Genomic DNA, 26,766 nt, shown 5'->3' with positions numbered 1-26,766 from the left:
ATAGCGCACTTACTGCGTTAAAAATTGTTCGTGTACGAGTGCATGGATGCAGGAGGTAGAGCAATGCAAGGAGAAATTAGTGATAGCAACTACACGTTATAATTTCGCCTTATTATTGCGCTACTTTATTAGCGCAATAATAGATAACTAATTTAATGCAATTGGTATGACTTATTTTTTCAGGCTGTTATTATCGCCCCCATAATTTAGTCGTGTTTTTTAGGAGCAACGGTGAGCAAAACGTTAGCCAGTTATTATCAGCAAGCATACGCGTGCGATCAGCAGCATTTTAATCAGTGTTTTTATTGTGGCTGTGAAGCGACAGAGCGCGATCATTGTCCGCCACTGCATATGCTACAAAGTATTGTTGATTTAGGTGAAGAGGCTGACTTTATCTCTATCCCTGCGTGTTATGAGTGCCACGCACTTTTACATAACGAAAGACTGATGACGATTGATGAGCGCTTTACCAAGCTTAAAAAAAAGCTCTCAAATAAATATGCTAAACCACTGCGCGTTTATAACATGTGGGAAGAAAGCGAACTTGGCGACATGAGCGACGAGTTTGCCCATAGTATTCAAGCGGGTATGAAATTAGGCAAAGAAGCCGCTGAGCGTTTAGCCTTTACGGGCTTTAGCTATGCCACAGAAGATGCCAAAGTAGCAGTGCGCGAAAAAACAAAAGAGTTTGATGTAGAAGGCATGATATTTACCGACTTTAAAGAGGCGTTAAATTACTGCATTAACGATTTAAATGTTCAAAAAAGCGACTTTTATAAAATTTTGGTTGAAGACTATCAAGGCGATTTTAATAAAGCATTGAGCCAGTATCGTCATCGTCATGACAAAGTTACTGCGGCTAAAGATGGTAATACACTTATTAAAGATTTTTCAAAGCTACATAAGCAAAACTCTGATTTTGTAACGCGTACGGTTAAGCACTTTATTAGTAAAGATCCCTCGCTTACCACCGAAGGTGCGCTTGAAAAGCTGTATAACAATTATATAAAGAAATAATTACAGAAATTCATCTTAATTAACTGCGTTTTCACCTGTTTTTTTGGCTTTATCCTTTAGGTTTCGCTAAAGTAGCAAAAAAACAGGAGATCCAAACAACATGCAAAAATTTGCACCTTCTTTATTAGCGGTTGGCTTAGCTGCTGCACTTGTAGGCTGCCAAGAAAACGGCCCACAAGACGATAAAATAACAATTAACAAAAATCCTTACCCAAGTACTTATCAGCCAATTTCTACATCAAGCACTCTTATTACAAATGCAACAGTACTGACAGGTACTGGTGAGCGTTTAGATGAGGCAGATGTATTACTTGTTGATGGTAAAGTACAACAAGTCGGTAAAGACTTAACAGCCACTGCTGATATTACAATTGATGCACAAGGGAAATGGGTAACACCGGGTATTATTGACGTACATTCACATTTAGGCGCATACCCAAGTCCGTCGGTCGAGTCGCATCAAGATGGTAACGAAATGACCAGCCCTAACACTGCAGAAGTGTGGGTTGAGCATTCTGTTTGGCCACAAGACCCAGGCTTTAATCGTGCACGCGAAGGCGGCATTACTTCTCTACAAATTTTACCAGGCTCAGCTAACTTATTTGGTGGACGCGGCGTTACGCTTAAAAACGTACCAGCACACACTATGCAAGGGATGAAATTTCCAGAGGCGCCGTATGGTTTAAAAATGGCGTGTGGTGAAAACCCTAAACGTGTTTATGGTCGTCAAGGTGTATTGCCTTCAACCCGTATGGGTAATATGGCTGGTTACCGTATGGCGTGGGCTGAAGCCGCTGAGTACAAACGTGCATGGGATAAGTACGATGCTGATTACGCGGCAGGTTTAAACCCAGAAGCACCAGTACGTGATATTAAACACGATACGCTTCGCGGTGTGCTTGAAGGCGAAGTACGTATTCATAATCATTGTTATAAAGCTGAAGAAATGGCAATGATGATTGACCTGTCAAAAGAATTTGGTTACCACGCGGGTACGTTCCATCACGGTGTAGAAGCATATAAAATTGCTGACTTACTTGCTGAGAATGGTTCGTGTGCTGCACTTTGGCCAGACTGGTGGGGCTTTAAAATGGAAGCCTACGACATGGTTCAAGAAAATGTGGCTATTGTTGATGCGGTTAAAAACTCGTGTGCAGTTGTTCACTCAGATTCAGATACTACTATTCAGCGTTTAAACCAAGAAGCGGGCAAGGTTATGTACCGAGCTAACGAAAATGGTTTTGATATTTCTGAGCAACACGCTATTAAATGGATCACGTCTAACGCTGCTAAATCGTTAGGTATTGATGACAAAACAGGTTCACTAGAAGCGGGTAAGCAGGGCGATGTTGTTATTTGGAATCAAAGCCCATTTAGTGTCTATGCTAAAGCTGAACAAGTGTTTGTTGATGGTGCAAAGGTTTACGATAGAAACGACAGCGCGTACCAAGCAACAAGTGATTTTATGTTAGGTCAACAATAAGGAGCACCCAGAATGAAAAATTTATCACGTTCGTTTTCGCTTTCTCTGGTTGCTGCAGGATTATTAGCATCTGGTGCTGTAAGCGCACAATCACTAGCAATTATTAATGCAACATTGCATACGTCTTCTGATCAAGGTGTATTAGAAGCGGCAAGCATTGTAATGACAGATGGTAAAATCACAGCGATTAACCCAGCTGAAATTAAAGTAGATCAAATTATTGATGCAAAGGGGCAAATTGTAACCCCTGGCTTTATAGCAAGTATTAATCAACTTGGTTTAGTTGAAGTAAGTGCAGTTGCAGGCTCTCGCGATGCAGGTGAGGAAAAAGCTGGTATTGATTTTGATGTAAGCCTTGCTTACAACGCACATTCAAGCTTAATTCCTTACGCTCGTAAAGGCGGCGTAACACGCGATGTAATTACTCCTCATGGCGGCGATAGCATTTTTTCAGGCCTTGCGAGTGTTGTTGATTTAAGTGGTAGTTTTGACAGCGACATGCAAAAACAAGCGGCTTTAATCGTTTACTTAGGTGAGCGCAGTAAAGGCTCACGTGCTTTTACTTTGCAAACACTTATTAATAAGCTTGATGAGCACAAAACTAAAGCTGGTAAAAAAGCGAAAAAAGATGACGACAAGCCAAGTACTGAAGATAAAGTAATGGCTAAAGTACTCAGTGGTGAAATGCCATTAGTGGTTGGCGTTTCGCGTGCGGCTGATATTATTGAGCTAATAAAAGTAAAAGAGCAATTTGGCATTAATTTAGTACTTAACGGTGCGCAAGATGCTGTTGTAGTAAAAGAGCGCGTTGCTAAAGCAAATATTCCAGTGATTATTAGTGCAATGGATAGCTTACCAGGAAGCTTTGATTCGCTTCATGCAAGTTTAGATAATGCTAGTGTGCTTGAAAAAGCAGGCGTTAAAGTATTATTAACGGTAGGTGGTGATGCAAGTCACAATATTTATCAGCTGCGTTTTGATGCTGGTAATGCTGTGTCGTATGGTATGAGCCAAGAAGGTGCGTTAAAAGCGCTTACATCAAACGTTGCTGATGTATTTGGCATTAATGCAGGTAGCCTTGAAGTTGGCAAAGCTGCTGATGTAGTAATATGGAGTAATGACCCGTTTGAGCTAAGCAGCCATGTGAGCAAAATGTTTATTAATGGCGTTGAGGTTTCTACACAATCTCGTCAAGATAAACTGCGTGACCGTTATACAACAGATTCAAAAATGCCACGGGCTTATACTAAGTAATCAGAGTTTAAATAACTTAAATAGTTTTGGTTAATCAAAAAGGTCGCTATCTAATGATAGCGGCCTTTTTTTGTAAAGTTTAGACATAAAAAAGCCGCTTACTTTTACAAGTAAGTGGCTTTTAAATTTAAACCGATATTTATACTAATTTAGCAAGAATATCGTTAAATGTAGTGCTTGGACGCATCGCTTTAAAGGCTGCATCATCGTTAGGCTGGAAGTAACCGCCTAAATCAACTGCAGGGCCTTGCGCATCGTTAAGTTCACTTACGATTTGCTCTTTATTAGACTCAAGGTCGCTAGCGATTTGAGTAAACTGTGCTTTAAGTTCACTGTCATCATTTTGCTTAGCAAGTTCTTGTGCCCAGAATAAAGATAGGAAGAAATGAGAACCACGGTTATCAATTTCTTTCACTTTACGTGAAGGCGATTTGTTTTCAGCAAGGAACGTACCTGTTGCTTTATCTAGGGTATCAGCAAGTACTTGTGCCTTGTTGTTACCAGCAGTTACGCTTAAGTGCTCAAGTGATGCAGCAAGTGCTAAAAATTCACCTAAAGAATCCCAACGTAAGTGGTTTTCTTTTTCGAATTGTTGAACATGCTTAGGTGCAGAACCACCCGCGCCAGTTTCAAATAAGCCACCACCGTTCATAAGTGGAACAATTGAAAGCATTTTAGCACTTGTACCCAATTCTAAAATTGGGAATAAATCTGTTAGGTAATCACGTAAAACGTTACCTGTTACAGAAATAGTGTCTTTACCTTCTTTAATACGCGCTAGTGAGAACAATGTTGCTTCAAGCGGTGCTAAAATTTGAATATCTAGACCCGCTGTATCGTGATCTGGTAGGTATTTATTTACTTTTTTGATTAGCTGCGCATCATGTGCACGGTTTTCGTCTAACCAGAAAATAGCTGGAACGCCTGTTGCGCGTGCACGGTTTACTGCAAGCTTAACCCAATCTTGAATTGGTGCGTCTTTAACCTGACACATACGCCAGATATCGCCTTGCTCAACACTGTGCTCAAGTAATGTACTACCATTTGCATCAACAACACGGATAGAACCGTCCGCTTTTGCTTCAAATGTTTTGTCGTGTGAACCGTATTCTTCAGCTTTTTGAGCCATAAGGCCAACGTTTGGAACGCTACCCATTGTTGTTGGATCAAACGCGCCATTTTCTTTACAAAAATCGATAGTTGCTTGGTAAACACTTGAGTAACAACGATCAGGAATTACAAAGCTAGTGTCTTGTAATTTACCATCGTTATTCCACATTTGACCGCTTGAACGGATTGCTGCAGGCATAGATGCATCGATGATCACGTCACTTGGTACGTGTAAGTTTGTAATACCACGGTCAGAATCAACCATAGCAATAGCAGGGCGGTTAGCGTAAACAGCTTGAATATCTGCTTCAATTTCTTCGCGCTTAGCATCGTCTAATGTTTGAATTTTAGAATATACGTCGCCTAAACCATTATTTACATCAACACCTAGCTCTTCAAAAAGCTCACCGTGTTTAGCAAATACATCTTTGTAGAATACTTTTACAGCGTGACCGAAGATGATTGGATCAGATACTTTCATCATTGTCGCTTTCATGTGAAGCGAGAACAAAACACCTTTCTCTTTAGCAGCGTCAATTTCTGCAGCTAAGAAAGCTTGAAGCTTAGAAGCGCTAATGCTTGATGCATCAATAACTTCGCCAGCTAAAAGAGGTGTGCTTTGTTTAAGAACAGTAACGTCACCGTTAGTTGCAACATGTTCAATACGCACATCAGTGGCTGTATCAACAGTTACTGATTTTTCTGAACCGAAGAAATCGCCTTCGCTCATACTTGCAACGTAAGACTGAGAATCTTTGCTCCACGCACCCATTGAATGTGGGTTGTTACGTGCATATTCTTTTACAGAGCCTGGCGCGCGACGATCTGAGTTACCTTCACGTAGTACAGGGTTTACTGCACTGCCTTTAATTTTGTCGTAAGCCGCTTGAATTGCTTTTTCTTCATCATTTTTAGGTTCTACAGGGTATTCTGGAAGAGCGTAACCTTTTGCTTGAAGCTCTTTAATTACAGCGCGAAGCTGTGGTACAGATGCACTGATGTTTGGTAATTTGATGATGTTTGCTTCTGGTGTTTTAGCAAGCTCGCCAAGTTCAGCAAGTGCATCACCGATGCGTTGTTCTTCTGTTAAATAATCAGGGAAGCTAGCAATTACACGACCTGCTAATGAAATGTCGCGAGTTTCAACTTCAACACCGGCCGCATTTGTATATGCTTGGATGATCGGTAGCAACGAATAAGTTGCTAGTGCCGGAGCTTCGTCCGTTTTTGTATAGATAATTTTTGATGTCATCATCATTCCTAGATAGTCGACCGATAAGGTCTTATTCAACAATGCAAAGAAAATCATTACTTATGAGTGAGTACATATTATTAAACAAGTTAATGAACACGTACGCTCGTAATGAATAGTTTGTTAGGTGTTGGTACTCAGCGTTGCTCTTTTATAAAAGCAGAATAGTCACACCTGACGAACTGGAATCGTATTTATAGCTAAAAAATTAACAAAAATAAATCAGCCTTTAGCCTAGTACATATAAAAGAGGCGATAAGGTGTTATGCGCAATTTTTAGCACCAAGAGTGTAACAAGCTTAAATAAAAAGGGCTAGAGTTTGAGCATGCCCAATAAGCAGTTAAACAATCAACTCTTAGAACATTGGGGTATATAAAATAAATTCAAGGAAAAGGGTTGAATTTGAATGAAAAGAGGCAATAAATAAGGGAAGAAGAGATAAGTTAGTATGCTTAAGGAATTAAGCGAGGATCTTAAAAGGTCGCTCGCTTTAGTCGAACAAAACAATCGTCACTCAATAATGTCACCATCTGGGGCAATATTTTTAGCGTGTAGGCCTTTAGGCCCTTGTTCTAATTCGAATGTTACATCTTGACCAGCTTTAAGCGTTTTATAGCCGTCCATTACAATTGTTGAGTAATGAGCGAAGATATCATTCTCGCAGCCGTCTTCTACGATGAAACCAAAACCTTTGGCGTTGTTGAACCATTTAACTTTACCACAAGCCATACTTCTACATCCTTCAATAAGTTGACTAATTTAGTTATTCTAAACCGTATAATTTGCTAGACTGACTAAGGTTTAATCAATCTATGTTTGACTGTAGTTTATTTAGCCAACCAGTCAAGTGTTTTGAGTTATTTTTTAACATTTTATTTATTTTTTATTCAAGTTTGCTTGAGTTACAAAGACAAGACTATATTTAATTATGAGTGGTATGAAAGATTCAGGTGTTATCGACACAGTTCGCGACAGTGAAAAGCAAAAGCTACAGCCGCCGCGAAAATATAAAGTTGTTTTAAATAACGACGACTACACGCCGATGGACTTCGTAATTGAAGTTTTAACGACGTTTTTTAATATGGATAGCGATAGAGCAACCGATGTGATGCTTCAGGTTCATGAAAAAGGTAAGGGTATTTGCGGTGTTTACAGCGCCGATGTTGCCCACACCAAAGTTGAACAAGTTAACCGTTACTCACGGGATAACGAGCATCCACTGCTTTGTAGTTGTGAGCAGGAATAATACCAATTTAATACAATTGGTATAAATACCAATTAGGGTGATCAAACATCCGATTGTTGTGGTATAAATTATTATCTCAGTAAGGGGTTGCCAATGCTAAACAAAGACTTAGAACTCACTTTAAATGCCGCGTTTCGTGAAGCGCGCACTCGCCGTCATGAGTTTATGACCGTAGAGCACCTTTTACTTGCGCTATTAGATAATCCTTCTGCAGGAGAAGCTTTAAACGCGTGTGGTGTTAATCTTTCAGGCTTAAAAACCGAATTATTAGAATTTATTGACGAAACAACACCCGTCATCCCAGATTTAGAAGAAGAACGTGAAACTCAGCCAACGCTTGGTTTCCAGCGTGTATTACAACGTGCTGTGTTTCATGTGCAATCGTCAGGAAAAAACGAAGTGACGGGTGTCAATGTCCTGGTTGCTATTTTTTCTGAGCAAGAGAGCCAAGCTGTTTATTTACTTAAAAAGCATGATGTATCGCGCTTAGATATTGTTAACTTTATTTCGCACGGCATTTCAAAAGCTGATGATGAACTAGGCGACGACAGCGATTATATACATGAAGAAGTGCAAGAAGTTCAAAACGAAGAAGCAAGTAAGCTAGACAGCTTTACAACTAACTTAAACGCTCAGGCTCGTGAAGGTAATATTGACCCACTGATTGGGCGCGACAGCGAAGTAGAGCGTACGGTACAAGTATTGTGTCGTCGTAAAAAGAATAACCCATTACTTGTTGGTGAAGCGGGCGTTGGTAAAACAGCTATTGCTGAAGGTTTAGCGTACCGTATTGTGAACGAGCAAGTACCAGAAGTAATTGCAGATGCAGTTGTGTACTCACTAGATATGGGGGCATTGCTTGCAGGTACTAAATACCGTGGCGATTTTGAAAAGCGCTTTAAAAGCTTATTAAAAGAGCTTCAGGCACAACCTGGGTCTATTTTATTTATCGATGAAATACATACCATAATAGGTGCTGGCGCAGCGTCTGGTGGCGTTATGGATGCTTCAAACTTACTTAAACCACTTCTTTCAAGTGGTAAGTTACGTTGTATGGGTTCAACCACTTACAATGAGTATAAAAATATCTTTGAGAAAGACCGTGCATTAGTACGCCGTTTTCAAAAAATTGATGTACTTGAACCAAGTGTTGCCGATACCACTAAAATTTTAAATGGATTAAAAGAGCGTTACGAAGAGCACCATGGTATTCGCTACACTCAAAAAGCATTAAAAGCAGCTGCTGAACTTAGTGCTAAATACATTAATGAGCGCCACTTGCCAGATAAAGCAATTGATGTAATTGATGAAGCGGGCGCTAACCAACGTTTACAACCTAGTTCTAAACGTAAAAAAACGATTGGTGTGGCTGATATAGAGCTAATAATATCGAAGATGGCACGTATTCCACCACAAAATGTGTCTTCAACAGATAAAGAGACGCTTAAAAATCTAGACCGTAATCTTAAAATGCTGGTGTTTGGACAAGATCAATCTATTGATGCGCTTACATCGGCTATTCGTTTATCTCGCTCGGGTTTATCAAGCGAAGAAAAACCAGTGGGTTCGTTCTTGTTTGCAGGCCCAACAGGTGTTGGTAAAACAGAAGTAACCAAGCAACTTGCTAAATGTATGGGTGTTGAGTTTATTCGTTTTGATATGTCTGAATATGTAGAGCGCCACGCAATCAGCCGACTAATTGGTGCTCCACCAGGATATGTTGGTTTTGAGCAAGGCGGGTTATTAACTGAAGCAGTTATCAAAAACCCTCATGCGGTTGTACTTTTAGATGAGATTGAAAAAGCGCATCCAGATATTTACAATATTTTACTACAAGTTATGGATCACGGTACATTAACCGATAATAACGGTCGTAAAGCTGATTTCAGAAATGTAGTGGTTGTAATGACTACCAATGCGGGCGTACAAGAAACTACGCGTAAGTCGATTGGTTTTACAGAGCAAGATCATACGCACGATGCAATGGGCGAAATTAATAAAGTTTTCTCGCCAGAATTTAGAAACCGTTTAGATAACATTATTTGGTTTAATCACCTAGAACGTGAAGTTATTTTACTGGTGGTTGATAAATTTATTGTGGAACTGCAAGCTCAGCTTGATAAAAAATCGGTTAATCTTGAGCTTACGCCTAAAGCGCGTGAATGGCTCGCAGATAAAGGTTATGACAAGGCTATGGGTGCACGACCAATGGCACGTGTTATTCAAGAAGAGCTTAAAAAGCAATTAGCTAATGAAATACTGTTTGGTGAACTTGTTGATGGCGGTACAGTTAAAGTATCGGTTAAAGACAAGAAGATTCGCTTTGATTACGAGAGCAATTTAACGCCAGCGTAAAACGTTAATTACACAACTAAGTTAAATAAAAATGGCCCGCTAAATAATAGCGGGCCATTTTTTTGCCATTTTTATAGGCAACAAAAAACCCAGTAAAAACTGGGTTTTTTGTTTATTAAATGTAATTGCTAGTCAATGTCTATCAATTACATTTAATAAACGCTTAAAGCTAGTAAAACACTAGCCAAAAACTAAATCTCGTTTACGCACTTACTTAGCGAGCACGGAATACGATACGACCCTTTGATAAATCGTAAGGAGTCATTTCTACCGTTACTTTATCGCCGGTTAAAATACGGATATAGTTTTTGCGCATTTTGCCTGAAATGTGAGCCACAACTACGTGACCATTTTCTAGCTCAACTCGGAACATTGTATTTGGTAAAGTATCAAGGACTGTCCCTTGCATTTCGATTACGTCTTCTTTCGCCATGTTTAGCGTAACACCTCTTTAATAGTTAAACGCTGCAGATTTTGCCCAAAATACACCAATAAGTAAAGGCGCAGGGACTATATTTGCAAATTAAATAGCCACCCACTCATCATTGAGCTGTTTTTGAGCTGGTAAAAACTGAGTTTTGTACTTCATTTTATCGCATTCATCAATTTGATAGCCTAAGTACACGTATTGCTTATTTTGCTCTTTTGCAAATTTAAGCTGCTCTAATATCATCACAGAGCCTAAACTATAGTGTTCAAAGTCGGGGTCAAAAAAAGTATAAATTGCAGAAATAGAGCTGTTCATACAATCAGTTACGGCAACTGCGGCTAAAGTATCCTGGTGCCATAGTTCAATAAATGTGATTTTGAGCCAACTGCAAAGTAAAAAGCTTTGAAACTGTTCTTTTTCAGGAGGATACATACTTCCATCCTGATGGCGCATCGTTATGTATTTACTATAGAGCGGATAATACTCAGGGCGTTCTTGCGTTGAATATTTTACTTCAAACTGGTTTTTTGCTTTGTTTAGTTTACGTTTTTGCGATTTTGAAGGGATAAAGTCTTGTGCTAATACACGTACAGAATTACATGCACTGCATATTGGGCAGTGCGGACGATATATTTGGTTACCACTGCGACGAAATCCTAAGCCTAATAATGACTCAAATTTGTCTGTGCTGTAGCAACTAGGATCTAGAATAACTAATAGTTGCTCTTGTCTGTTGGGTAAATAACTACAGTCAAACTCTTGGGTTAAACCAACACGTGCAGGAAGTTGCTCATTCATAGATTGCGTCAAGTTCTTGTGGCTCCCACATAATAGGATTAATAATATAGTTATGTGCAGCTTTTAGTTTAGTCAAAAATGTTGAGCGGGGGATTACTTGTGCACCTAAGGTCATTAAATAAGGGTTTTCTAACTGGCAATCAATAAAATGCGCATTATGACGTTTAAGCCAATTTACCAGTGCCCACATAGCAAGCTTTGAGCAATTGGTTTGATGATGAAACATCGATTCACCACAAAAAACACCATTTTGCATAATACCATATAAGCCACCTGCAAGCTCTCCGTTGCTCCACACTTCTAAGCTATGGGCAATGCCAGCATTGTGTGCATTAACATAAGCGTTGAGCATGTCAGAGGTGATCCAAGTGCCATCGGTATCAAGGCGTTGATCGCGACAAGCTTCTATTACCTCCTCAAAGGCATTATTAATGGTTACTTTTACAGGGTGCTTTTTTAAATGTTTACGCAGGCTCTTACTTATATGAAAATCATCCAGTTCAAAAATCCCGCGTTCGCTCGGCGACCACCACATAATAGGCTCATCTTCGCTAAACCAAGGGAATATTCCGCTTTTGTAGGCATTACTTAGGCGAGGTAAACTTAAATCTCCGCCAATTGCTAACAAGCCATCAGGGGATTCTAATGCGTATTCCGGATTGGGGAATGCTATATCGGTTTCACTTAATTGGTATAGCTGATTTCTCATACAGTACTTATTTTATAATTGATCGTAAAAGTGTAACTATATTTTAGACATAAAAAAAGGGCTGAATAATCAGCCCTATTATAATTTATTTAATTGCTTATAAATTATCTAAGAAACGTTCTGCATCAAGGGCAGCCATACAGCCTGTACCCGCTGATGTGATTGCTTGACGGTAAATGTGGTCAGACACATCACCTGCAGCAAAAACGCCCTCTACACTTGTTTGAGTTGCGTTACCATTCAATCCAGACTCTACAACTAAGTAGCCGTCTTTCATTTCTAGTTGACCAACAAACATATCTGTATTTGGCTTATGACCAATAGCAATAAATACACCGGCTAAATCTAGCTCTTCTGTTGCATCAGACTGTGCATCTTTAATACGAATGCCAGTTACGCCCATTTGGTCGCCTAATACTTCGTCAAGCGTACGGTTGTAATGTAAAACAACGTTACCGTTAGCTGCTTTTTCAGCAAGGCGGTCTGCAAGTATTTTTTCACTACGGAAACTATCACGGCGGTGAATAACATGTACTTCGTCAGCAATGTTAGATAAGTATAGCGCTTCTTCAACCGCTGTATTACCACCACCAACAACCGCTACTTTCTGACCTTTATAGAAAAAGCCATCACATGTAGCACAGGCTGAAACGCCACGGCCTTGGAAATTGGTTTCAGACTCTAAGCCTAAGTATTTAGCAGAAGCACCTGTTGCAATGATTAACGCATCACATGTGTAAGTACCTTGGTCGCCAGTTAGTGTGAAAGGGCGCTTAGATACATCTACTTTATTGATGTGATCGAATATGATTTCAGTTTCAAAGCGCTCAGCGTGCTCTTTCATACGATCCATTAATGCAGGGCCCGTTAAACCGTGTGCATCACCAGGCCAGTTTTCAACTTCAGTCGTGGTTGTTAATTGGCCACCTTGTTGAATGCCTGTAATTAAAACAGGGTTTAAATTTGCACGTGCTGCATATACTGCGGCAGTATAACCAGCTGGGCCAGAGCCTAAAATTAGTAGCTTACAATGTTTTGCTTCAGTCATTATTTTTTCCTAAACGTTTAATACGGTCTTTAATGCGCTCGATTCTAAGAAAATCAAGGCGGATGTAAACAAAATCCGCGATTATTTTTTTTCGCAAATCGAAAAGCTGTGCAGTATTGTGTACTAGAGCTCAGTACTTTTACAGTTAAAACACCTAAGTAGCTCAATAAATAGACTAACAGGCAACAAAACAGCGTTAATTCATGACCCCTTTGATTTTTTTTGTTATGTTTTACCTAATTTTATTTGTCACTGATAGATTATGTGACCTAAGCAAATAGGCAACTATGTTATTTTGGCAGGAAAAACCCGCATTCGGGTTGACTTCAAAAGACGTTAACGTCTTAACCAATGCGCAAGATTACCGAACGCAATTGCTACGTTTGATCGCTAATGCAAAAAAACGAATTTATATCACAGCGCTTTATTTACAGGATGACGAAGCAGGCCGCGAGATTTTAGAAGCCCTGCATCGAGTATCATTAGAGAACCCTGCGCTTGATGTAAAAGTGCTGGTGGATTTTCATCGTGCGCAACGTGGTTTAATTGGTGCAGAGAAGTCTGATGGTAACGCAAGTTTATACTGTGACGATTTAGAAAAGTTTAAATCGAACGTACAAGTTTATGGCGTACCTGTAAAAGCTAAAGAATTATTCGGCGTATTACATTTAAAGGGTTTTGTCATTGACGATACCTTACTTTACAGCGGCGCAAGCTTAAACAACGTGTATTTGCAGTATAACGAGCGTTACAGACTCGATCGTTACTTTTTAATAACGCAGAGCGAACTGTGTGACTCAGTGGTTGATTTTATTGAGACAAAGCTAATTAGCTCCGTTGCTGTGCCACGAATAGACACACGACCGCTTAAGCGTTTACACGACTTCAAGCTTGATCAAAAGCAATTAATGCGTGATTTAAAAGTTGCAAGTTACAACGCAGCAGAGCAACTGAATACGCAAGCATTAGGTATTCGTTTGTTTTTAGGGCTTGGTCGTCGTAATAACGAATTAAATCGTTTAATAAAAGCGTTATTTGATACCACAGAGCAAGAGCTTGTGTTGTATACGCCATACTTTAATTTTCCGGCGCCACTTATGCGATCACTGCGCCGATTATTAAAGCAAGGTAAGCAAGTTACTATTGTGGTGGGGGATAAAACAGCCAATGACTTTTATTTACCGCCAAGCGAGCCGTTTAGTAAAATAGGGGCGTTGCCTTATTTATACGAAACTATTTTGCATAAGTTTGTAAAAACGCAAAAACGCCACATCGATAACGGTAATTTAAATGTGTACCTGTGGAAAGATGAAAGTAATTCGTTTCATTTAAAAGGTATTTGCTCAGATAGAACAAAACATTTACTGAGTGGGCATAACTTAAATCCGCGTGCATGGGGTCTTGATATCGAAAACGGTATTTTAATAGAAGATCCAGAGCAAACAATTATGGGTGCTATTGATAACGAAAAGCAGGAAATTTTACAACACTGCCGCCGTTTAACAGGCCCAGATGATTTAGAAACAATGGATGATTACCCGCAGCCAGTTAAAAAACTACTTGGCCAAGCTAAGCGCGTAAAAGTAGATTTTATAATTAAGCGTTTTATCTAAATAAGTTTATATAAATCTGAAATTTAAATACAAAAAAAGCAGCTAATTAGCTTAATGCCGATCAGTTAAGAAAATGACCGGTTGACCGATCCAAACGATCATGCAAAATCCGTAGTTAGGAAACTAACTACGGATTTTTTTTGTGAATATAGAACAAGCACTGCAAGCAACACTTGAAGAAAGCAGCCGATACCATACCTTTGAAAAATTATCAGAAATTCTTGACCCTGAAATCATTGAACAAGGCTTTCAACAAGCAGGGATTGCAACCGTTCGTAAGCGAAGATTACCGCTTGAAGCCGTTTTGTGGTCAGTTATTGGCATGGCATTGTTTCGAAAAGAATCAGTTTGGAATATCGCTAATAAGCTAGATATCATGTTACCTGGCAAGAACCAACTCGTTGCTCCAAGTGCGATGGTACAGGCGAGACAAAGGTTAGGTGATGATTCCGTTAAACACGTTTTCAATAAATCTGCTCAATCAATGTATAAGCAACAGTCATTCGAAACATGGAATGGTTTGAACCTATTAGCTGTTGACGGTGTTGTGTGGCGAACAGCCGACACGCCTGATAATCGTAAAGCCTTCTCTTCAGGTAGCAACCAATACGGTGATACAGCCTTTCCTCAAATACGCATGGTCTGTCATATGGAATTGACCAGCCATCAACTGCTCAGTAGCGAGTTTGATAACTATAAAACCAACGAGATGAAATTAGCTGAGCGTTTAATTGAACGTACACCAGATAATTCGCTGACTATGTTTGATAAAGGATATTATTCTTTAGGCCTGTTAAATCGTTGGCACCAAACTGGGAAGATGAGGCACTGGCTGATACCAGCAAGGCCCGACTTACAGTATGAAATCATCTCCAGCGCGGGTAAAAATGACCATATCATTGAATTGAAAACAACAAAGCATGCACAAAAAAACTTTCCCGATGTTCCTGAAACGATTAAAGCGAGATTAATCAGTAAAACAATAAAGGGCAAAAGCTACCGTATATTAACCTCGATGACGGATAGATTGTGTTATCCAGGTAATGAAATTGTTGAATTATATTGTCATCGTTGGGAGATAGAACTTGGGTTTAGAGAAATCAAACAAACCATGCTTGATAGCGCATACCATTTAAGAAGCAAGCGTCCAGACATGGTGCGTCAGGAGCTATGGGGCGTGTTACTCGCCTATAATTTAATACGAAGAATAATGACGATGGCGGCGACAGTTACAGGGATATGGCCTAACCAGCTTAGTTTCTCTAGCAGTTCGATGGCTGTCATTCAGTATTTCTCGTCAGTATCTATAATGAGCCCAGGGAACATTCCAATACACTGGCAGCACTTACTCGATACACTGGTCTTATTTAAGCTTCCAGCTAGACGAGAGGATAGAAGATATCCCCGATGGGTTAAGCCAAAACCATCTAAGTATCCCCATAAAAAGAAAAATGTCAGTCAGCTTAACTGACTGGCATTAAGCTAATTAGCTGCTTTTTTATGGGTTGTAGTTAGGTTGCTACATTACTTAATACCAACCTAACTACAAAACGCTAAATTATGCGTTTTCTACCGCTGTGCGTGGGTCAACATATTCCATGTTGAACGCTTCAGCTACTTCTTTGTAAGTTACTTGGCCTTTAATTACGTTTAAGCCTTTTAAGAAGTGAGCGTCATCTAGTAGCGCCTTTTTATAACCTTTGTTTGCAAGGTTAATGATGAAAGGCAATGTTGCATTGTTAAGTGCAAACGTAGATGTGCGTGGAACAGCACCTGGCATGTTAGCAACACAGTAGTGAACAACTTCATCAACGATGAAAGTTGGATCAGCATGCGTCGTTGCTTTAGAAGTAGCAATACAGCCACCTTGGTCGATTGCAACGTCAACAATTGCAGAACCAGGTTTCATTGCTTTAATGTGCTCAGCAGTTACTAGTTTAGGTGCAGCTGCACCAGGGATTAGTACACCACCGATTACTAAATCAGCTTCTAATACGTGTTTTTCTAGTGCATCAGCAGTTGAGTAAATAGCTTTAACTTTATTACCAAATTGCGCGTCTAGTGCACGTAATACGTCGATGTTACGATCAAGAACGACAACTTCAGCACCAAGGCCAACAGCCATTTGAGCTGCGCTACGACCAACCATGCCGCCGCCAATTACAACAACTTTAGCAGCTTCAACGCCTGGTACGCCACCTAGTAGCATGCCACGACCGTGGTTAGATTTTTCTAGCGCTTGTGCACCAGCTTGAATAGACATACGACCAGCAACTTCGCTCATAGGAGCAAGAAGCGGTAAACCACCGCGTGAGTCAGTTACAGTTTCGTATGCAATACAAATAGCTTTGCTTTTTACAAGGTCTTCAGTTTGTGGAAGATCAGGTGCAAGGTGTAAGTAAGTGAAAAGAATTTGGTCTTCACGTAGCATTGCACGTTCAACAGCTTGCGGCTCTTTTACTTTTACAATCATGTCTGCTTTAGCAAAAACATCAGCAGCAGTTGCTAAAATTTCAGCACCCGCTTGTGTGTAATCTTCGTTAGTAAAACCAATGCCCATGCCTGCATCAGTTTCTACAATCACTTGGTGACCGTGGTTTACTAATTCACGAACACTTGCAGGAACCATACCTACACGGTATTCATGGTTTTTAATTTCTTTAGGAACACCAATAATCATATCATTTACCTTATTAAGAACGGATTAACATTTTCCACTATTATATTCATCATAAGCCCGTGTGTCTCACCTTTTTTAAACTCAAATCTAGTGTTATCATCTAGATAATAAAAATAAACAGCATAAAAAACTTGTTGGTACTATGCATCAATTATTAGATAGAATTGACCGTAAAATTTTAATGGAATTACAACACGATGGACGCTTGTCGAATGTAGAACTGGCCAGACGAGTTGGCCTAAGCGCCACGCCCTGCTTGGAGCGAGTAAAAAAGCTAGAACGAGAAGGTTACATACTTGGCTATAAAGCGGTGGTCGATCCCGCTAAACTTGGGCAAGGTTTATCGGTGTATGTAGAAGTAACGATTACTAAAACATCTCCCGACGTATTTGATGAGTTTAGTGCTGCGGTTAAAAAGCACGAAGAAATTATCGAATGTCATTTAGTATCGGGTAATTTTGATTTTTTACTTAAAACGCGCGTAAACGATATGTCAGAATACCGTGGCGTATTAGGCGACATACTATTGAAACTGCCAAATGTAAGTGAAAGCCGAACTTATGTAGTAATGGAAGAAGTAAAAGGTGAAGAAGGCGTAATTATTCGCCCTTATATTACTTAAGGTTATTTATATAAGCTCAAATTATAAAAACTTGTTCATAATCAGGCCATCAAGGTTAAGATAAAGTGCAACAAATTGCATTTCCTGCTAAGGTATTTCACTGCTAAGTAAGTGTGAATAAAAATAGAATAATAAAGAGGAATAGGGAACTATGCGCCTAAACGGTGTGCAAAGACTATTAGAAACAGGGCTGATTATCAGTACCTTTACGGCAATATTTATTTTATGTGCCTTGATCAGCTTTGATCCAGCAGATGCTGCATGGTCGCAAACTAGTTTTAGCGAAGTAAGCAACATCACAGGAGCAGCCGGTGCATGGATAGCCGACATTTTATTACTCACCTTTGGTTGGTTGGCTTACTTAGTGCCTGCGGCCATTCAGCTATTTGGCTACTTGCTATTTAAACAACCTCACCGCATTTTACAGCTTGATTACACTACCTTAGCGCTGCGTGTTATTGGTTTTGCTTTATTTATTACCTCAGCTACCGCCATTAGTAGTATTAATTTCGACGATATTTATAACTTTTCATCGGGTGGAGTAGTGGGCGATGTTATTGCATCAGCCATGATGCCTGCGTTTAACTTTACCGGTACATCTATATTATTGCTGTGTTTCTTTTTTGCAGGGCTTACCTTATTGACGGGAGTATCGTGGGTTGATTTTGTAGATTACCTTGGCGATTTAATGGTTAGGCTTTATCGCTATGTTGTATCGTATGCAAAAGGCTGGATGCACCGAGAACACACTGCAGGTAAAGTAAATAATAACGATGAAGCAGACGCCCATTTTGAAGACGATATAAAAGAGCAAATAGAGCTGCCTACATCAGCTAAAAAAGCAGATAAACAAAAAGCAATAGATAAGCCTCAAACACCATTTAGTGAACCACAAATTAGTGATGACTTTATGCCGTTTGATGAACTTGACGATATACTCGATCAAGAAATTGGCTTTAGCGCAATAGATGACGAACCAATGGACACGGCTGCTGCATTAAATGCGCTTGATCAAAGCCCAGTTGTGGAGCCTGAAAAACCAGTTACAACGGTGGTATCGCCAGCAAGACCAATGCCTAAACCAAAAGCGCAATATCAACCACCACCAACGGCAAAAGAAAAGTTTGAGCAATTATTAACGCAAGAGCCACCACCGGGGCCATTACCATCGCTCGATTTACTCGACAGACCGGATAAAGCTAAAAACCCAATTTCGCAAGAAGAGCTTGATAGCGTATCGCGCCTAGTAGAGACAAAACTTCTCGACTTTAATGTACAAGCAACCGTAGTAGCGGTATACCCAGGCCCCGTTGTTACGCGTTTTGAGCTAGATTTAGCGCCAGGTATAAAGGTGTCTAAAATTACAGGCTTAGCTAAAGATTTAGCCCGTTCGCTTTCGGCAATTAGTGTACGTGTTGTAGAAGTTATTCCAGGTAAAACCTATGTTGGTATTGAGCTTCCAAATAAACACCGTGAAATAGTTCGTTTATCAGAAGTTATAAACGCCCCTAAATTTGAGCAAAATCCGTCGCCACTTACTATGGTGCTTGGTAAAGACATTGCTGGTCAGCCGGTATGTGCTGACTTAGGTAAAATGCCACATTTATTGGTAGCCGGTACAACCGGTTCAGGTAAATCAGTGGGCGTTAATGTCATGATAGTAAGCTTGCTATACAAATCGGGTCCTGATGATGTACGTATGATCATGATTGACCCTAAAATGCTTGAGCTTTCAGTATATGAAGGCATTCCGCATTTATTGTGTGAAGTAGTTACCGACATGAAAGAAGCCGCTAACGCACTGCGTTGGTGTGTAGGCGAAATGGAACGTCGTTATAAATTAATGTCAGCATTGGGTGTGCGTAACTTAAAAGGTTACAACCAAAAAGTGCTTGAAGCCAATGAAGCGGGTTACCCGATTCTTGATCCATTATTTAAAGACACCGATGGCATGAAAGAAGGCCCCGACGAGCTAGGTAAATTACCAAGTATCGTTGTAGTAATAGACGAATTTGCCGACATGATGATGATTGTAGGTAAAAAAGTAGAAGAGCTAATTGCACGTATTGCTCAAAAAGCACGTGCGGCAGGGATTCACTTAGTGCTTGCTACGCAGCGCCCGTCAGTTGATGTAATTACCGGCTTAATTAAAGCTAATATTCCAACACGTATGGCGTTTCAGGTATCGAGCAAAATAGATTCACGGACAATACTTGACCAACAAGGTGCAGAAAACTTACTAGGCATGGGCGACATGCTTTATTTACCGCCAGGCACTAGCGTACCAGAGCGTGTGCATGGCGCGTTTGTAGACGACCATGAAGTACACGCCGTAGTAAACGATTGGAAAGCACGTGCTAAACCAAATTACATTGACGAAATACTCAATGGCGATGCCACTGAAGATATTTTATTACCGGGTGAAGCTAGCGAAAATGCAGATGAAGAATCTGATCCGTTATACGACGAAGCTGTGTCGTTTGTAATTGAAACCGGCAAAGTATCTGTATCGTCAGTGCAACGTAAATTACGTGTTGGCTATAACCGCGCAGCACGTTTAGTAGAACAAATGGAAACATCGGGTATCGTGAGTTCACCAGGTCATAACGGTGCTCGCGATGTATTAGTACCTAATGGAGCAAATTCATGAAAAAAGTTAATGCCTTATTATTAGTGTTAGGCAGCGTACTTGCCGCACCAAGCTTTGCTGACGACAGCCAAGCATTACAAGACAGACTTGCCACTTTAAAAAGCTTTAAAGCGCAGTTTGCACAACAAGTAACAGACAAAGAAGGCCAAGCAGTTATGCAAGGCGAGGGCACAATAGCGCTCCAACAGCCTATGATGATTCGCTGGCAGCAAACTAATCCAGACGATACGTTATTTGTATCAAACGGTGATAAAACATATTACTTCGACAGCTTTGCTGAGCAAGTAACAATTATGAAAACCAGCAGCCTAATCGACTCAACACCATTTGTGCTACTGACATCAAAAGACCCAGCACAGTGGGAAAAATACAGCGTACTTGCAACAAGTACAGGCTTTAGCGTAACGCCAAATAAAGGCGTAGAAAGCCAAGTAGAACAACTTGATATAGCATTTGCGGGTAACGAGCAAGGGCTTGCTAAACTAGTGGTAACTGATAACTCAGGGCAGCTGTCGTCATTTACGTTTAACAATGCCCAAGTTAATACGCCGCTTGATCAAAGCACTTTTGAATTTACGCCTCCTGAAGGTGTTGAAATAGACGATCAGAGTAACGGTGAGTAATTTAGGTTTTAATTTTGGGCCCGATGTACGCCCACTTGCTGCGCGTATGCGCCCTACAACGCTTGATGAATACATTGGTCAGCAGCACTTATTAAGCGGTGATAAACCACTGCATCAAGCCATTGTCGCGGGGCGATGCCATAGTTTGATTCTATGGGGCCCGCCTGGTGTGGGTAAAACAACACTTGCGCAAATAATTGCCAACCATGCTGATGCCTCACTTATTCAAATGTCGGCGGTAACTGCAGGCGTAAAAGATATACGCGACAGCGTAACGCAAGCGCGGGACAACCTAGAAAGCCGTGGCCAACGCACCCTTATGTTTGTTGACGAGGTTCACCGCTTTAATAAATCCCAACAAGATGCGTTTTTACCGCACATAGAAGACGGCACCTTTATATTTGTAGGTGCAACCACCGAAAACCCATCGTTTGCACTTAACAACGCTATATTGTCGCGTGCGCGCGTGTATGTTTTAAAATCGCTTGCCGATACCGACTTATACACTGTAATAGAGCGCGCACTTAAACAAGACGAGCAGCTAAGTCAAAAACACATCACTATTGCCGATAACGCTAAAAAGGCATTATGCCAAGCAAGTGACGGCGATGCGCGTAAAGTACTTAATTTACTTGAACAAGCAGTTGATTTAACAACCGAGCAAAACGGTCAATACAACGTAGACGAGCACGTACTTAGCCAAGTGTTACCAACGCATTTAGCCAAATACGATAAAGGCGGCGATGAATTTTACGATTTAATATCAGCCTTTCACAAATCAGTACGTGGTAGCTCACCCGATGGTGCGCTGTATTGGTATTGCCGAATTTTAGCCGGTGGCGGCGACCCTTTGTATGTGGCAAGGCGTTTACTTGCCATAGCTACAGAAGACATTGGTAACGCCGATCCGCGTGCGATGGAAGTGGCTTTAAACGCGTGGGATATATTTCAACGTGTTGGCCCAAGTGAGGGCGAACGTGCAATAGCACAAGCCACACTGTATTTAGCCAGCGCACCTAAAAGTAATGCGGTGTATATGGCGTTTAATCAAGCCAAAGCAGATGCCAAAAACGAGCCAAGTTACCCAGTACCAGAGCATTTACGCAATGCGCCAACCAACTTAATGAAAGACTTAGGGTATGGCGCTGAGTATCGTTATGCGCATAATGAAGAAGGCGCATTTGCCGCAGGTGAAAAATACTTACCACCAGAAATGAACGGCAAAGAATATTACTTACCGAGCGAGCGCGGACTTGAGCAAAAAATTAAACAAAAACTCGATTACCTAAAAGAGCGCGATGCGCAAAGCCCACTTAAACGATACGAAAATGATTAAACTTTATATGATGATCGCCCTTGGCGGAGCTTCAGGGGCGTGTTTACGGTTTTTTATTAGCGAAAGCATGCTAAAACTCCTCGGTAGGGGATTCCCTTTTGGCACGTTGGCGGTTAATATTCTGGGTTCATTGTTGATGGGCATTTTGTACGGTTTAATAGATAAAGAAATTATCGCCGCAAGCCCCGCTAAAGCCCTTATCGGGATTGGCTTTTTAGGTGCATTAACCACCTTTTCAACATTTTCAATGGATTCGCTGTTGTTGTTACAACAAGGTCACTTTATTAAAATGGCCCTCAATATCATCTTAAACGTGATGGTGTGTATTTTTATGGCTTGGCTGGGCCTTCAGCTAGTAATGCAAAAAGGTTAAAAACTAACATGTTAGATTCTAAATTTTTACGTCAAGATATCGAACAAACTGCAGCACGCTTAGCGGCTCGCGGTTACGAACTCGATGTAGCGACGGTCACGGCACTTGAAGAAAAACGCAAAACATTACAAGTAAAAACGCAAGAACTTCAAAGTCAGCGTAATGCAAGCGCAAAAGCAATTGGGCAAGCTAAAGCCAAAGGCGAAGACGCTCAACCGCTACTAGATGCAGTTGCTAACTTAGGTAGCGAGCTAGACGCAGCAAAAGCGCAGCAAGATGTAGTATTAGCCGCAATTAACGACATTGCCTTAGCAATTCCAAACTTGCCAGACGAATCAGTACCTGCAGGTAAAGACGAAGACGACAACGTTGAAATACTCACGTGGGGCACACCTAAAAAGTTTGATTTTGACGTGAAAGATCACGTTGATGTAGGCCAAGACTTAAACGGCTTAGACTTTGAAATGGGCGTTAAAATTAGTGGCGCACGCTTTACTGTAATGCGCGGCCAAGTAGCGCGTATGCATCGTGCATTAACGCAATACATGCTAGACACCCACACAGACAAAAACGGTTACACAGAAATGTACGTACCGTACCTAGTAAATAGCGCAAGTCTATACGGTACTAGCCAATTACCTAAGTTTGCGGGCGATTTATTCCACACGCTAGGCCTTGTAAACGACGATGGCGAACAACAAGCCGGCTTTAGCTTAATTCCTACAGCTGAAGTACCGCTTACTAACAGTGCACGCGATGAAATTTACGACGAAAGCGATTTGCCAATTCGTTTAACCGCGCACACGCCATGTTTTAGAAGTGAAGCCGGCAGCTATGGTCGCGACACTCGCGGCTTAATTCGCCAGCACCAGTTTGATAAAGTAGAACTTGTACAGCTTGTAAAACCAGAAGACTCAATGGCAACACTTGAAGAGTTAACAGGTCATGCGGAGCAAATACTACAAGAGCTTGAACTACCGTACCGTAAAGTAATTTTATGTATGGGTGATATGGGCTTTGGCTCAGCTAAAACCTACGACTTAGAAGTATGGTTACCAGCGCAAAACACCTACCGCGAAATTTCATCATGTTCAAATATGGTAGATTTTCAGGCTCGTAGAATGCAAGCACGTTTTCGCCGTGAAGGTGTTAAAAAGCCAGAGTTACTACATACACTAAATGGTTCAGGCTTAGCCGTTGGCCGTACACTAGTAGCCATACTAGAAAACTACCAACAAGCCGATGGTTCAGTTGTAGTACCAGAAGTTTTACGCCCATACATGGGTGGCCTTGAAGTGATTGGTAAGCAATAAAACGTAAGTTTTAAGCCAAGTTTTAGGCTTATGAGCTTTAAGAGAAAAGCCGCTGTTTGTAATAAACAGCGGCTTTTTTTAGTTTAAAGGTAACAGCTAAAAGGCGAAGGAAAAAGTCTATGTTTTGTTATTTATTAGTGCATTACTTTTTTGTCCAATATTACTGCTCTCCACCATTTTGGGGTTTTTCTGCATCCAGTAAATTCAGATGACAGCTAACTAATTGTTTACATGTGCTTATTTGCTGGTTACATTAGATTAATTGTAATGTATGGACATTTGTCGGTTTATAAAATGACAAATGTCGTAGACAAAGTTGTATGTTCAAAAGGATAAGTTGTGCAAAATCATCTGTTAATAGAGTTCGCTAAAAGAAAACCTTTTCAACAAACACCTGATATGCCTGAGGGTAGTGAATTTGATCACACTAGAGGAATATGGATGTATGAAAATAAACCATTAGTGAGCCATTCGTCGAAGTTCGGAACACAGGCAACTAAAAAGTGTGATATGGAAACAGGTGAGGATCAGAAAGGAGAATGATTGGAACATGCCTTATATTATCTAGTATTTACGACTTTTCAGTAGATCTGGTTATTCAAGAGTTAGAAAAAAGAAATACTGATTACTTACGAATCAACAAAGAGACTCTCCACAATTATGAAATAAAATTAAATCCAGTGACAAAAGAACTCCATATTGCAGGTGATGGGGTAAATAGAACAATAATAAATGTGAAGTCAATTTGGTTTCGACAAGCAGTATTTTTAAGAAATACTCCTGGCGATGCATTAAGCCTTGAAGAGCAGCTATCTAGATCACAATGGTCAGCCTTTTTAAGAGGTTTAATGGTTTTTGAAGATTCATATTGGATGAATTGGCCTGCAAGCACTTATGCGGCAGAATCAAAACCTTATCAACTGATGATTGCATCAGAAGTGGGATTTAAAGTTCCAGATACAGAGATTGGGAATAGCTTTAGGGATTCAAAGATATTAAACAGCAAAGTTATAGTGAAATCCTTAGACACTGTATTACTTCGAGATGGCGATGACTGTTTGTTTACTTACACATCTGATGTCGAACCATCGGAACTGACCAAGGATCGAATTAGTAGCGCTCCATTGACTGTACAGCAATATATTACCGAAAAGACAGACATTAGGGTTACAATTATTGGTGATGACATTTTTGCAGTTAAAATAACATCTAATGGCGCTGGAATAGAAGATGATTGGAGGCTCACAAAAAGAGAGCTTATAGAATATACAGATATTGAATTGCCTATTGATTTAATTGAGAAATGTAGAAAGTATATGAAGAAGCTAAGTCTAAACTTTGGAGCTATTGATTTTATTGAGAGCAATGGGGAGTATTACTTCATTGAAATTAATCCTACAGGTGAATGGGGCTGGCTTTCTAATGAACAAAGAAAAATCGAGACATATATTGCAGACGCATTATCACAATGAAATTATTACAGTTCTTTAAACAGATTCTAAGCACCACTTTTCCATTTATTTATCTATATGGCTTAGAAAAAAGAAAGCTTGCTGAAGCTAATGAATACTTAGCTCAGGCTAATTCATTCTTTTATGATTTAGATAAAGTGGTTGTCGAGAGTCGACTAAAAGAAGAGCACTTAAGATCAAAGCTTATCGATGATAAAACTTCAAAATTCAATCTTGGTTTAAGTTTATGCCTGACAATAATTGGAGTAGCGGCAACAACGGTTGCTAAGTTATTACCTGATCACGAACTAAAACCATTAATAATAGCTTTTTTAAGCATTGCATCTTTATACATGCTTATTGGTGGTTTAGTTTCTTTATCTGCTTTTAAACTGATGCCTACGTACGGATATGGGAGCTGGTTTGAATACCTGAAATCAAGAAATGAAAGGGTAGAAATAACTAAAGCCCTCATTGGCCAAGAAAAGGTTAACTTGATAAAACAAGTTCGTAATGAAGTAGCATACCAGTGCCTAAGAAATGGTTTTGTTAGCCTTTTTATCGGACTAATAATTATAAGTTATACATCTGTACTTAATGCATACGCAACATCTCCAAAAGCAATATCTTTAATCAGTTATTTAAAATGCTTGTTTAGTTAGCCGGTGATATTTCGATCATAACAAGATAATTGGACTCTCAACTTTTAAACTGAGGTAGTAGTAGTAAAATAGGACAGGCACAAAATTTTTATATACAAGAATAAATAACAGTTAGCGAAACATTATATTTATAGTTGAGCTCTAGCCACTAATAATTGATTAAATAAAGGGTATTACAATGGATAAAATGTCAGTTAACATAACGTCTAAACCTTTAGAAACTTACCCGAAAAAACAAATTTTAAAGGTGGTGGCTGATGACGCTTCTGAAAAAGAGACAGTGCAAAAGGGAGTGGCTCAAGGTGTTCAAGTAGATATATCTGAAGAGGGGGCGGAAAAAAGTCTGGAAGATAAAAATCAAGCGGCGTTTCGCAAGTTATTAGGTAATGAAGATGTAGATCAAGCATCACAATCTGAAGGTGACCCCCTTGATGAACTAATTGCTGAAATACAAGAAAAGCTTGAAAAACTACTGCAAGAAACTGCATTGTTACGCAGTAAAAATGATGAAGAGTCGCAGGCAAAAGTGAAGGTGCTAGAAGGTGAAATTACCGGGCTTAATATTCAACTTATTGAATTATTAAAACAGAAATTAGAATCGGGTAAAAACTAGGTGTAAAGCTCCTGTAGTTACCTTTAATACATTTTTCGGTTACTGCATAACGCGGTAAGTCGGGTTGTTTCTAGTAAACTCATCACTTTTGTCGGATGGCGTGGCTTCGACACTTATCCGACTTACG

The 26,766-nt window shown here is 40.1% G+C and carries 23 protein-coding genes; 16 read left to right on the top strand and 7 right to left on the bottom strand.

Features of this window, described 5'->3' with window-relative positions; translation table 11 throughout:
* The first annotated feature begins 231 nt into the window (after nt 1–231).
* The 3 genes from ABX891_RS10615 (at nt 232) to ABX891_RS10605 (ending at nt 3,754) form a co-directional block, all read left to right on the top strand.
* A complete protein-coding gene (locus ABX891_RS10615) occupies nt 232–1,017 on the top strand; it encodes a hypothetical protein (RefSeq protein WP_002962505.1) in 786 nt (261 codons plus the stop codon).
* Between the two features lie 100 nt (nt 1,018–1,117).
* On the top strand, nt 1,118–2,500 hold the full coding sequence (locus tag ABX891_RS10610) for an amidohydrolase (RefSeq protein ID WP_354629445.1): 1,383 nt from the start codon (nt 1,118–1,120) through the stop codon (nt 2,498–2,500).
* Between the two features lie 12 nt (nt 2,501–2,512).
* On the top strand, nt 2,513–3,754 hold the full coding sequence (locus ABX891_RS10605; protein ID WP_354629444.1) for an amidohydrolase family protein: 1,242 nt from the start codon (nt 2,513–2,515) through the stop codon (nt 3,752–3,754).
* Nucleotides 3,755–3,893: 139 nt separating this feature from the next.
* Here the strand turns inward: ABX891_RS10605 and ABX891_RS10600 are convergent, their stop codons facing one another.
* Nucleotides 3,894–6,116 carry an NADP-dependent isocitrate dehydrogenase gene (locus ABX891_RS10600; protein ID WP_354629443.1) on the bottom strand — a complete coding sequence of 741 codons (2,223 nt, stop codon included), beginning with the start codon at nt 6,114–6,116 and terminating at the stop codon, nt 3,894–3,896.
* Between the two features lie 511 nt (nt 6,117–6,627).
* Nucleotides 6,628–6,846, bottom strand: a complete 219-nt coding sequence (gene cspD / locus ABX891_RS10595) for a cold shock domain-containing protein CspD (RefSeq protein ID WP_002962500.1) — start codon at nt 6,844–6,846, stop codon at nt 6,628–6,630.
* A gap of 208 nt (nt 6,847–7,054) precedes the next feature.
* On the opposite strand from cspD, the gene clpS reads away from it, so the two are divergent.
* Both clpS and clpA read left to right on the top strand, forming a co-directional pair.
* A complete protein-coding gene (gene clpS, locus ABX891_RS10590; protein WP_002962498.1) occupies nt 7,055–7,363 on the top strand; it encodes an ATP-dependent Clp protease adapter ClpS in 309 nt (102 codons plus the stop codon).
* Between the two features lie 93 nt (nt 7,364–7,456).
* Nucleotides 7,457–9,718 carry an ATP-dependent Clp protease ATP-binding subunit ClpA gene (gene clpA / locus ABX891_RS10585; protein WP_354629442.1) on the top strand — a complete coding sequence of 754 codons (2,262 nt, stop codon included), beginning with the start codon at nt 7,457–7,459 and terminating at the stop codon, nt 9,716–9,718.
* 214 nt (nt 9,719–9,932) lie between these two features.
* On the opposite strand, the gene infA is transcribed toward clpA, so the two are convergent.
* The 4 genes from infA to trxB all read right to left on the bottom strand — a co-directional run bounded on the left by infA (nt 9,933) and on the right by trxB (nt 12,703).
* Nucleotides 9,933–10,151 carry a translation initiation factor IF-1 gene (gene infA, locus ABX891_RS10580; protein ID WP_002962494.1) on the bottom strand — a complete coding sequence of 73 codons (219 nt, stop codon included), beginning with the start codon at nt 10,149–10,151 and terminating at the stop codon, nt 9,933–9,935.
* A 90-nt stretch (nt 10,152–10,241) separates the two neighbouring features.
* A complete protein-coding gene (locus ABX891_RS10575; protein WP_024606094.1) occupies nt 10,242–10,946 on the bottom strand; it encodes an arginyltransferase in 705 nt (234 codons plus the stop codon).
* On the bottom strand, nt 10,939–11,655 hold the full coding sequence (aat, locus tag ABX891_RS10570; RefSeq protein ID WP_024595507.1) for a leucyl/phenylalanyl-tRNA--protein transferase: 717 nt from the start codon (nt 11,653–11,655) through the stop codon (nt 10,939–10,941). The genes ABX891_RS10575 and aat overlap by 8 nt, the downstream gene beginning before the upstream one ends.
* Before the next feature lie 97 nt (nt 11,656–11,752).
* Nucleotides 11,753–12,703: a thioredoxin-disulfide reductase gene (gene trxB / locus ABX891_RS10565; RefSeq protein ID WP_024595506.1), complete on the bottom strand. Its 951-nt coding sequence runs from the start codon at nt 12,701–12,703 to the stop codon at nt 11,753–11,755.
* 287 nt (nt 12,704–12,990) lie between these two features.
* Here trxB and pssA point away from each other — a divergent pair, with 287 nt between their 5' ends.
* Together pssA and ABX891_RS10555 are read left to right on the top strand one after the other, a co-directional pair.
* Complete coding sequence (pssA, locus tag ABX891_RS10560; RefSeq protein ID WP_294121085.1) at nt 12,991–14,316, top strand: CDP-diacylglycerol--serine O-phosphatidyltransferase; 1,326 nt, start codon at nt 12,991–12,993, stop codon at nt 14,314–14,316.
* A gap of 142 nt (nt 14,317–14,458) precedes the next feature.
* Entirely contained in the window at nt 14,459–15,787 is a 1,329-nt protein-coding gene (locus ABX891_RS10555) for an IS4 family transposase (RefSeq protein ID WP_502936046.1), read from the top strand.
* An 87-nt stretch (nt 15,788–15,874) separates the two neighbouring features.
* Here ABX891_RS10555 and ald read toward each other — a convergent pair whose 3' ends face one another.
* Entirely contained in the window at nt 15,875–16,996 is a 1,122-nt protein-coding gene (gene ald, locus ABX891_RS10550) for an alanine dehydrogenase (protein ID WP_002962982.1), read from the bottom strand.
* Between the two features lie 142 nt (nt 16,997–17,138).
* Between ald and lrp the strand changes: the two genes are divergently transcribed.
* From lrp to ABX891_RS10505, 9 genes are all read left to right on the top strand, one after another.
* Nucleotides 17,139–17,618, top strand: coding sequence for a leucine-responsive transcriptional regulator Lrp (gene lrp / locus ABX891_RS10545; RefSeq protein ID WP_007582985.1), 480 nt, complete (start codon nt 17,139–17,141; stop codon nt 17,616–17,618).
* Nucleotides 17,619–17,769: 151 nt separating this feature from the next.
* Nucleotides 17,770–20,268, top strand: a complete 2,499-nt coding sequence (locus ABX891_RS10540) for a DNA translocase FtsK (RefSeq protein ID WP_024595504.1) — start codon at nt 17,770–17,772, stop codon at nt 20,266–20,268.
* The gene (gene lolA / locus ABX891_RS10535; RefSeq protein WP_138489158.1) at nt 20,265–20,891 is read left to right on the top strand and encodes an outer membrane lipoprotein periplasmic chaperone LolA; all 627 of its coding nucleotides are present in this window, start codon (nt 20,265–20,267) and stop codon (nt 20,889–20,891) included. The genes ABX891_RS10540 and lolA overlap by 4 nt, the downstream gene beginning before the upstream one ends.
* Nucleotides 20,884–22,227, top strand: coding sequence for a replication-associated recombination protein A (locus ABX891_RS10530; protein ID WP_354629441.1), 1,344 nt, complete (start codon nt 20,884–20,886; stop codon nt 22,225–22,227). Before lolA ends, ABX891_RS10530 begins: the two co-directional genes overlap by 8 nt.
* Entirely contained in the window at nt 22,220–22,600 is a 381-nt protein-coding gene (gene crcB, locus ABX891_RS10525; RefSeq protein ID WP_058373537.1) for a fluoride efflux transporter CrcB, read from the top strand. The genes ABX891_RS10530 and crcB overlap by 8 nt, the downstream gene beginning before the upstream one ends.
* A gap of 8 nt (nt 22,601–22,608) precedes the next feature.
* Nucleotides 22,609–23,913 (top strand): serine--tRNA ligase, encoded by a 1,305-nt coding sequence (gene serS / locus ABX891_RS10520; protein WP_354629440.1) that lies wholly within the window; start codon nt 22,609–22,611, stop codon nt 23,911–23,913.
* 539 nt (nt 23,914–24,452) lie between these two features.
* Entirely contained in the window at nt 24,453–25,385 is a 933-nt protein-coding gene (locus ABX891_RS10515; RefSeq protein WP_354629439.1) for an MvdC/MvdD family ATP grasp protein, read from the top strand.
* Nucleotides 25,382–26,026 (top strand): hypothetical protein, encoded by a 645-nt coding sequence (locus ABX891_RS10510; protein ID WP_354629438.1) that lies wholly within the window; start codon nt 25,382–25,384, stop codon nt 26,024–26,026. Before ABX891_RS10515 ends, ABX891_RS10510 begins: the two co-directional genes overlap by 4 nt.
* Before the next feature lie 178 nt (nt 26,027–26,204).
* Nucleotides 26,205–26,639 carry a hypothetical protein gene (locus ABX891_RS10505; protein ID WP_354629437.1) on the top strand — a complete coding sequence of 145 codons (435 nt, stop codon included), beginning with the start codon at nt 26,205–26,207 and terminating at the stop codon, nt 26,637–26,639.
* Nucleotides 26,640–26,766: the final 127 nt, after the last annotated feature.

Origin of the sequence: Pseudoalteromonas sp. NCIMB 1079, from assembly GCF_040567695.1 — a bacterium.
GTDB classification, from domain to species: domain Bacteria; phylum Pseudomonadota; class Gammaproteobacteria; order Enterobacterales; family Alteromonadaceae; genus Pseudoalteromonas; species Pseudoalteromonas distincta.
The sequence above is the reverse complement of the archived record's forward strand: the minus strand, read 5'-3'. Positions and strand labels throughout refer to the sequence as shown.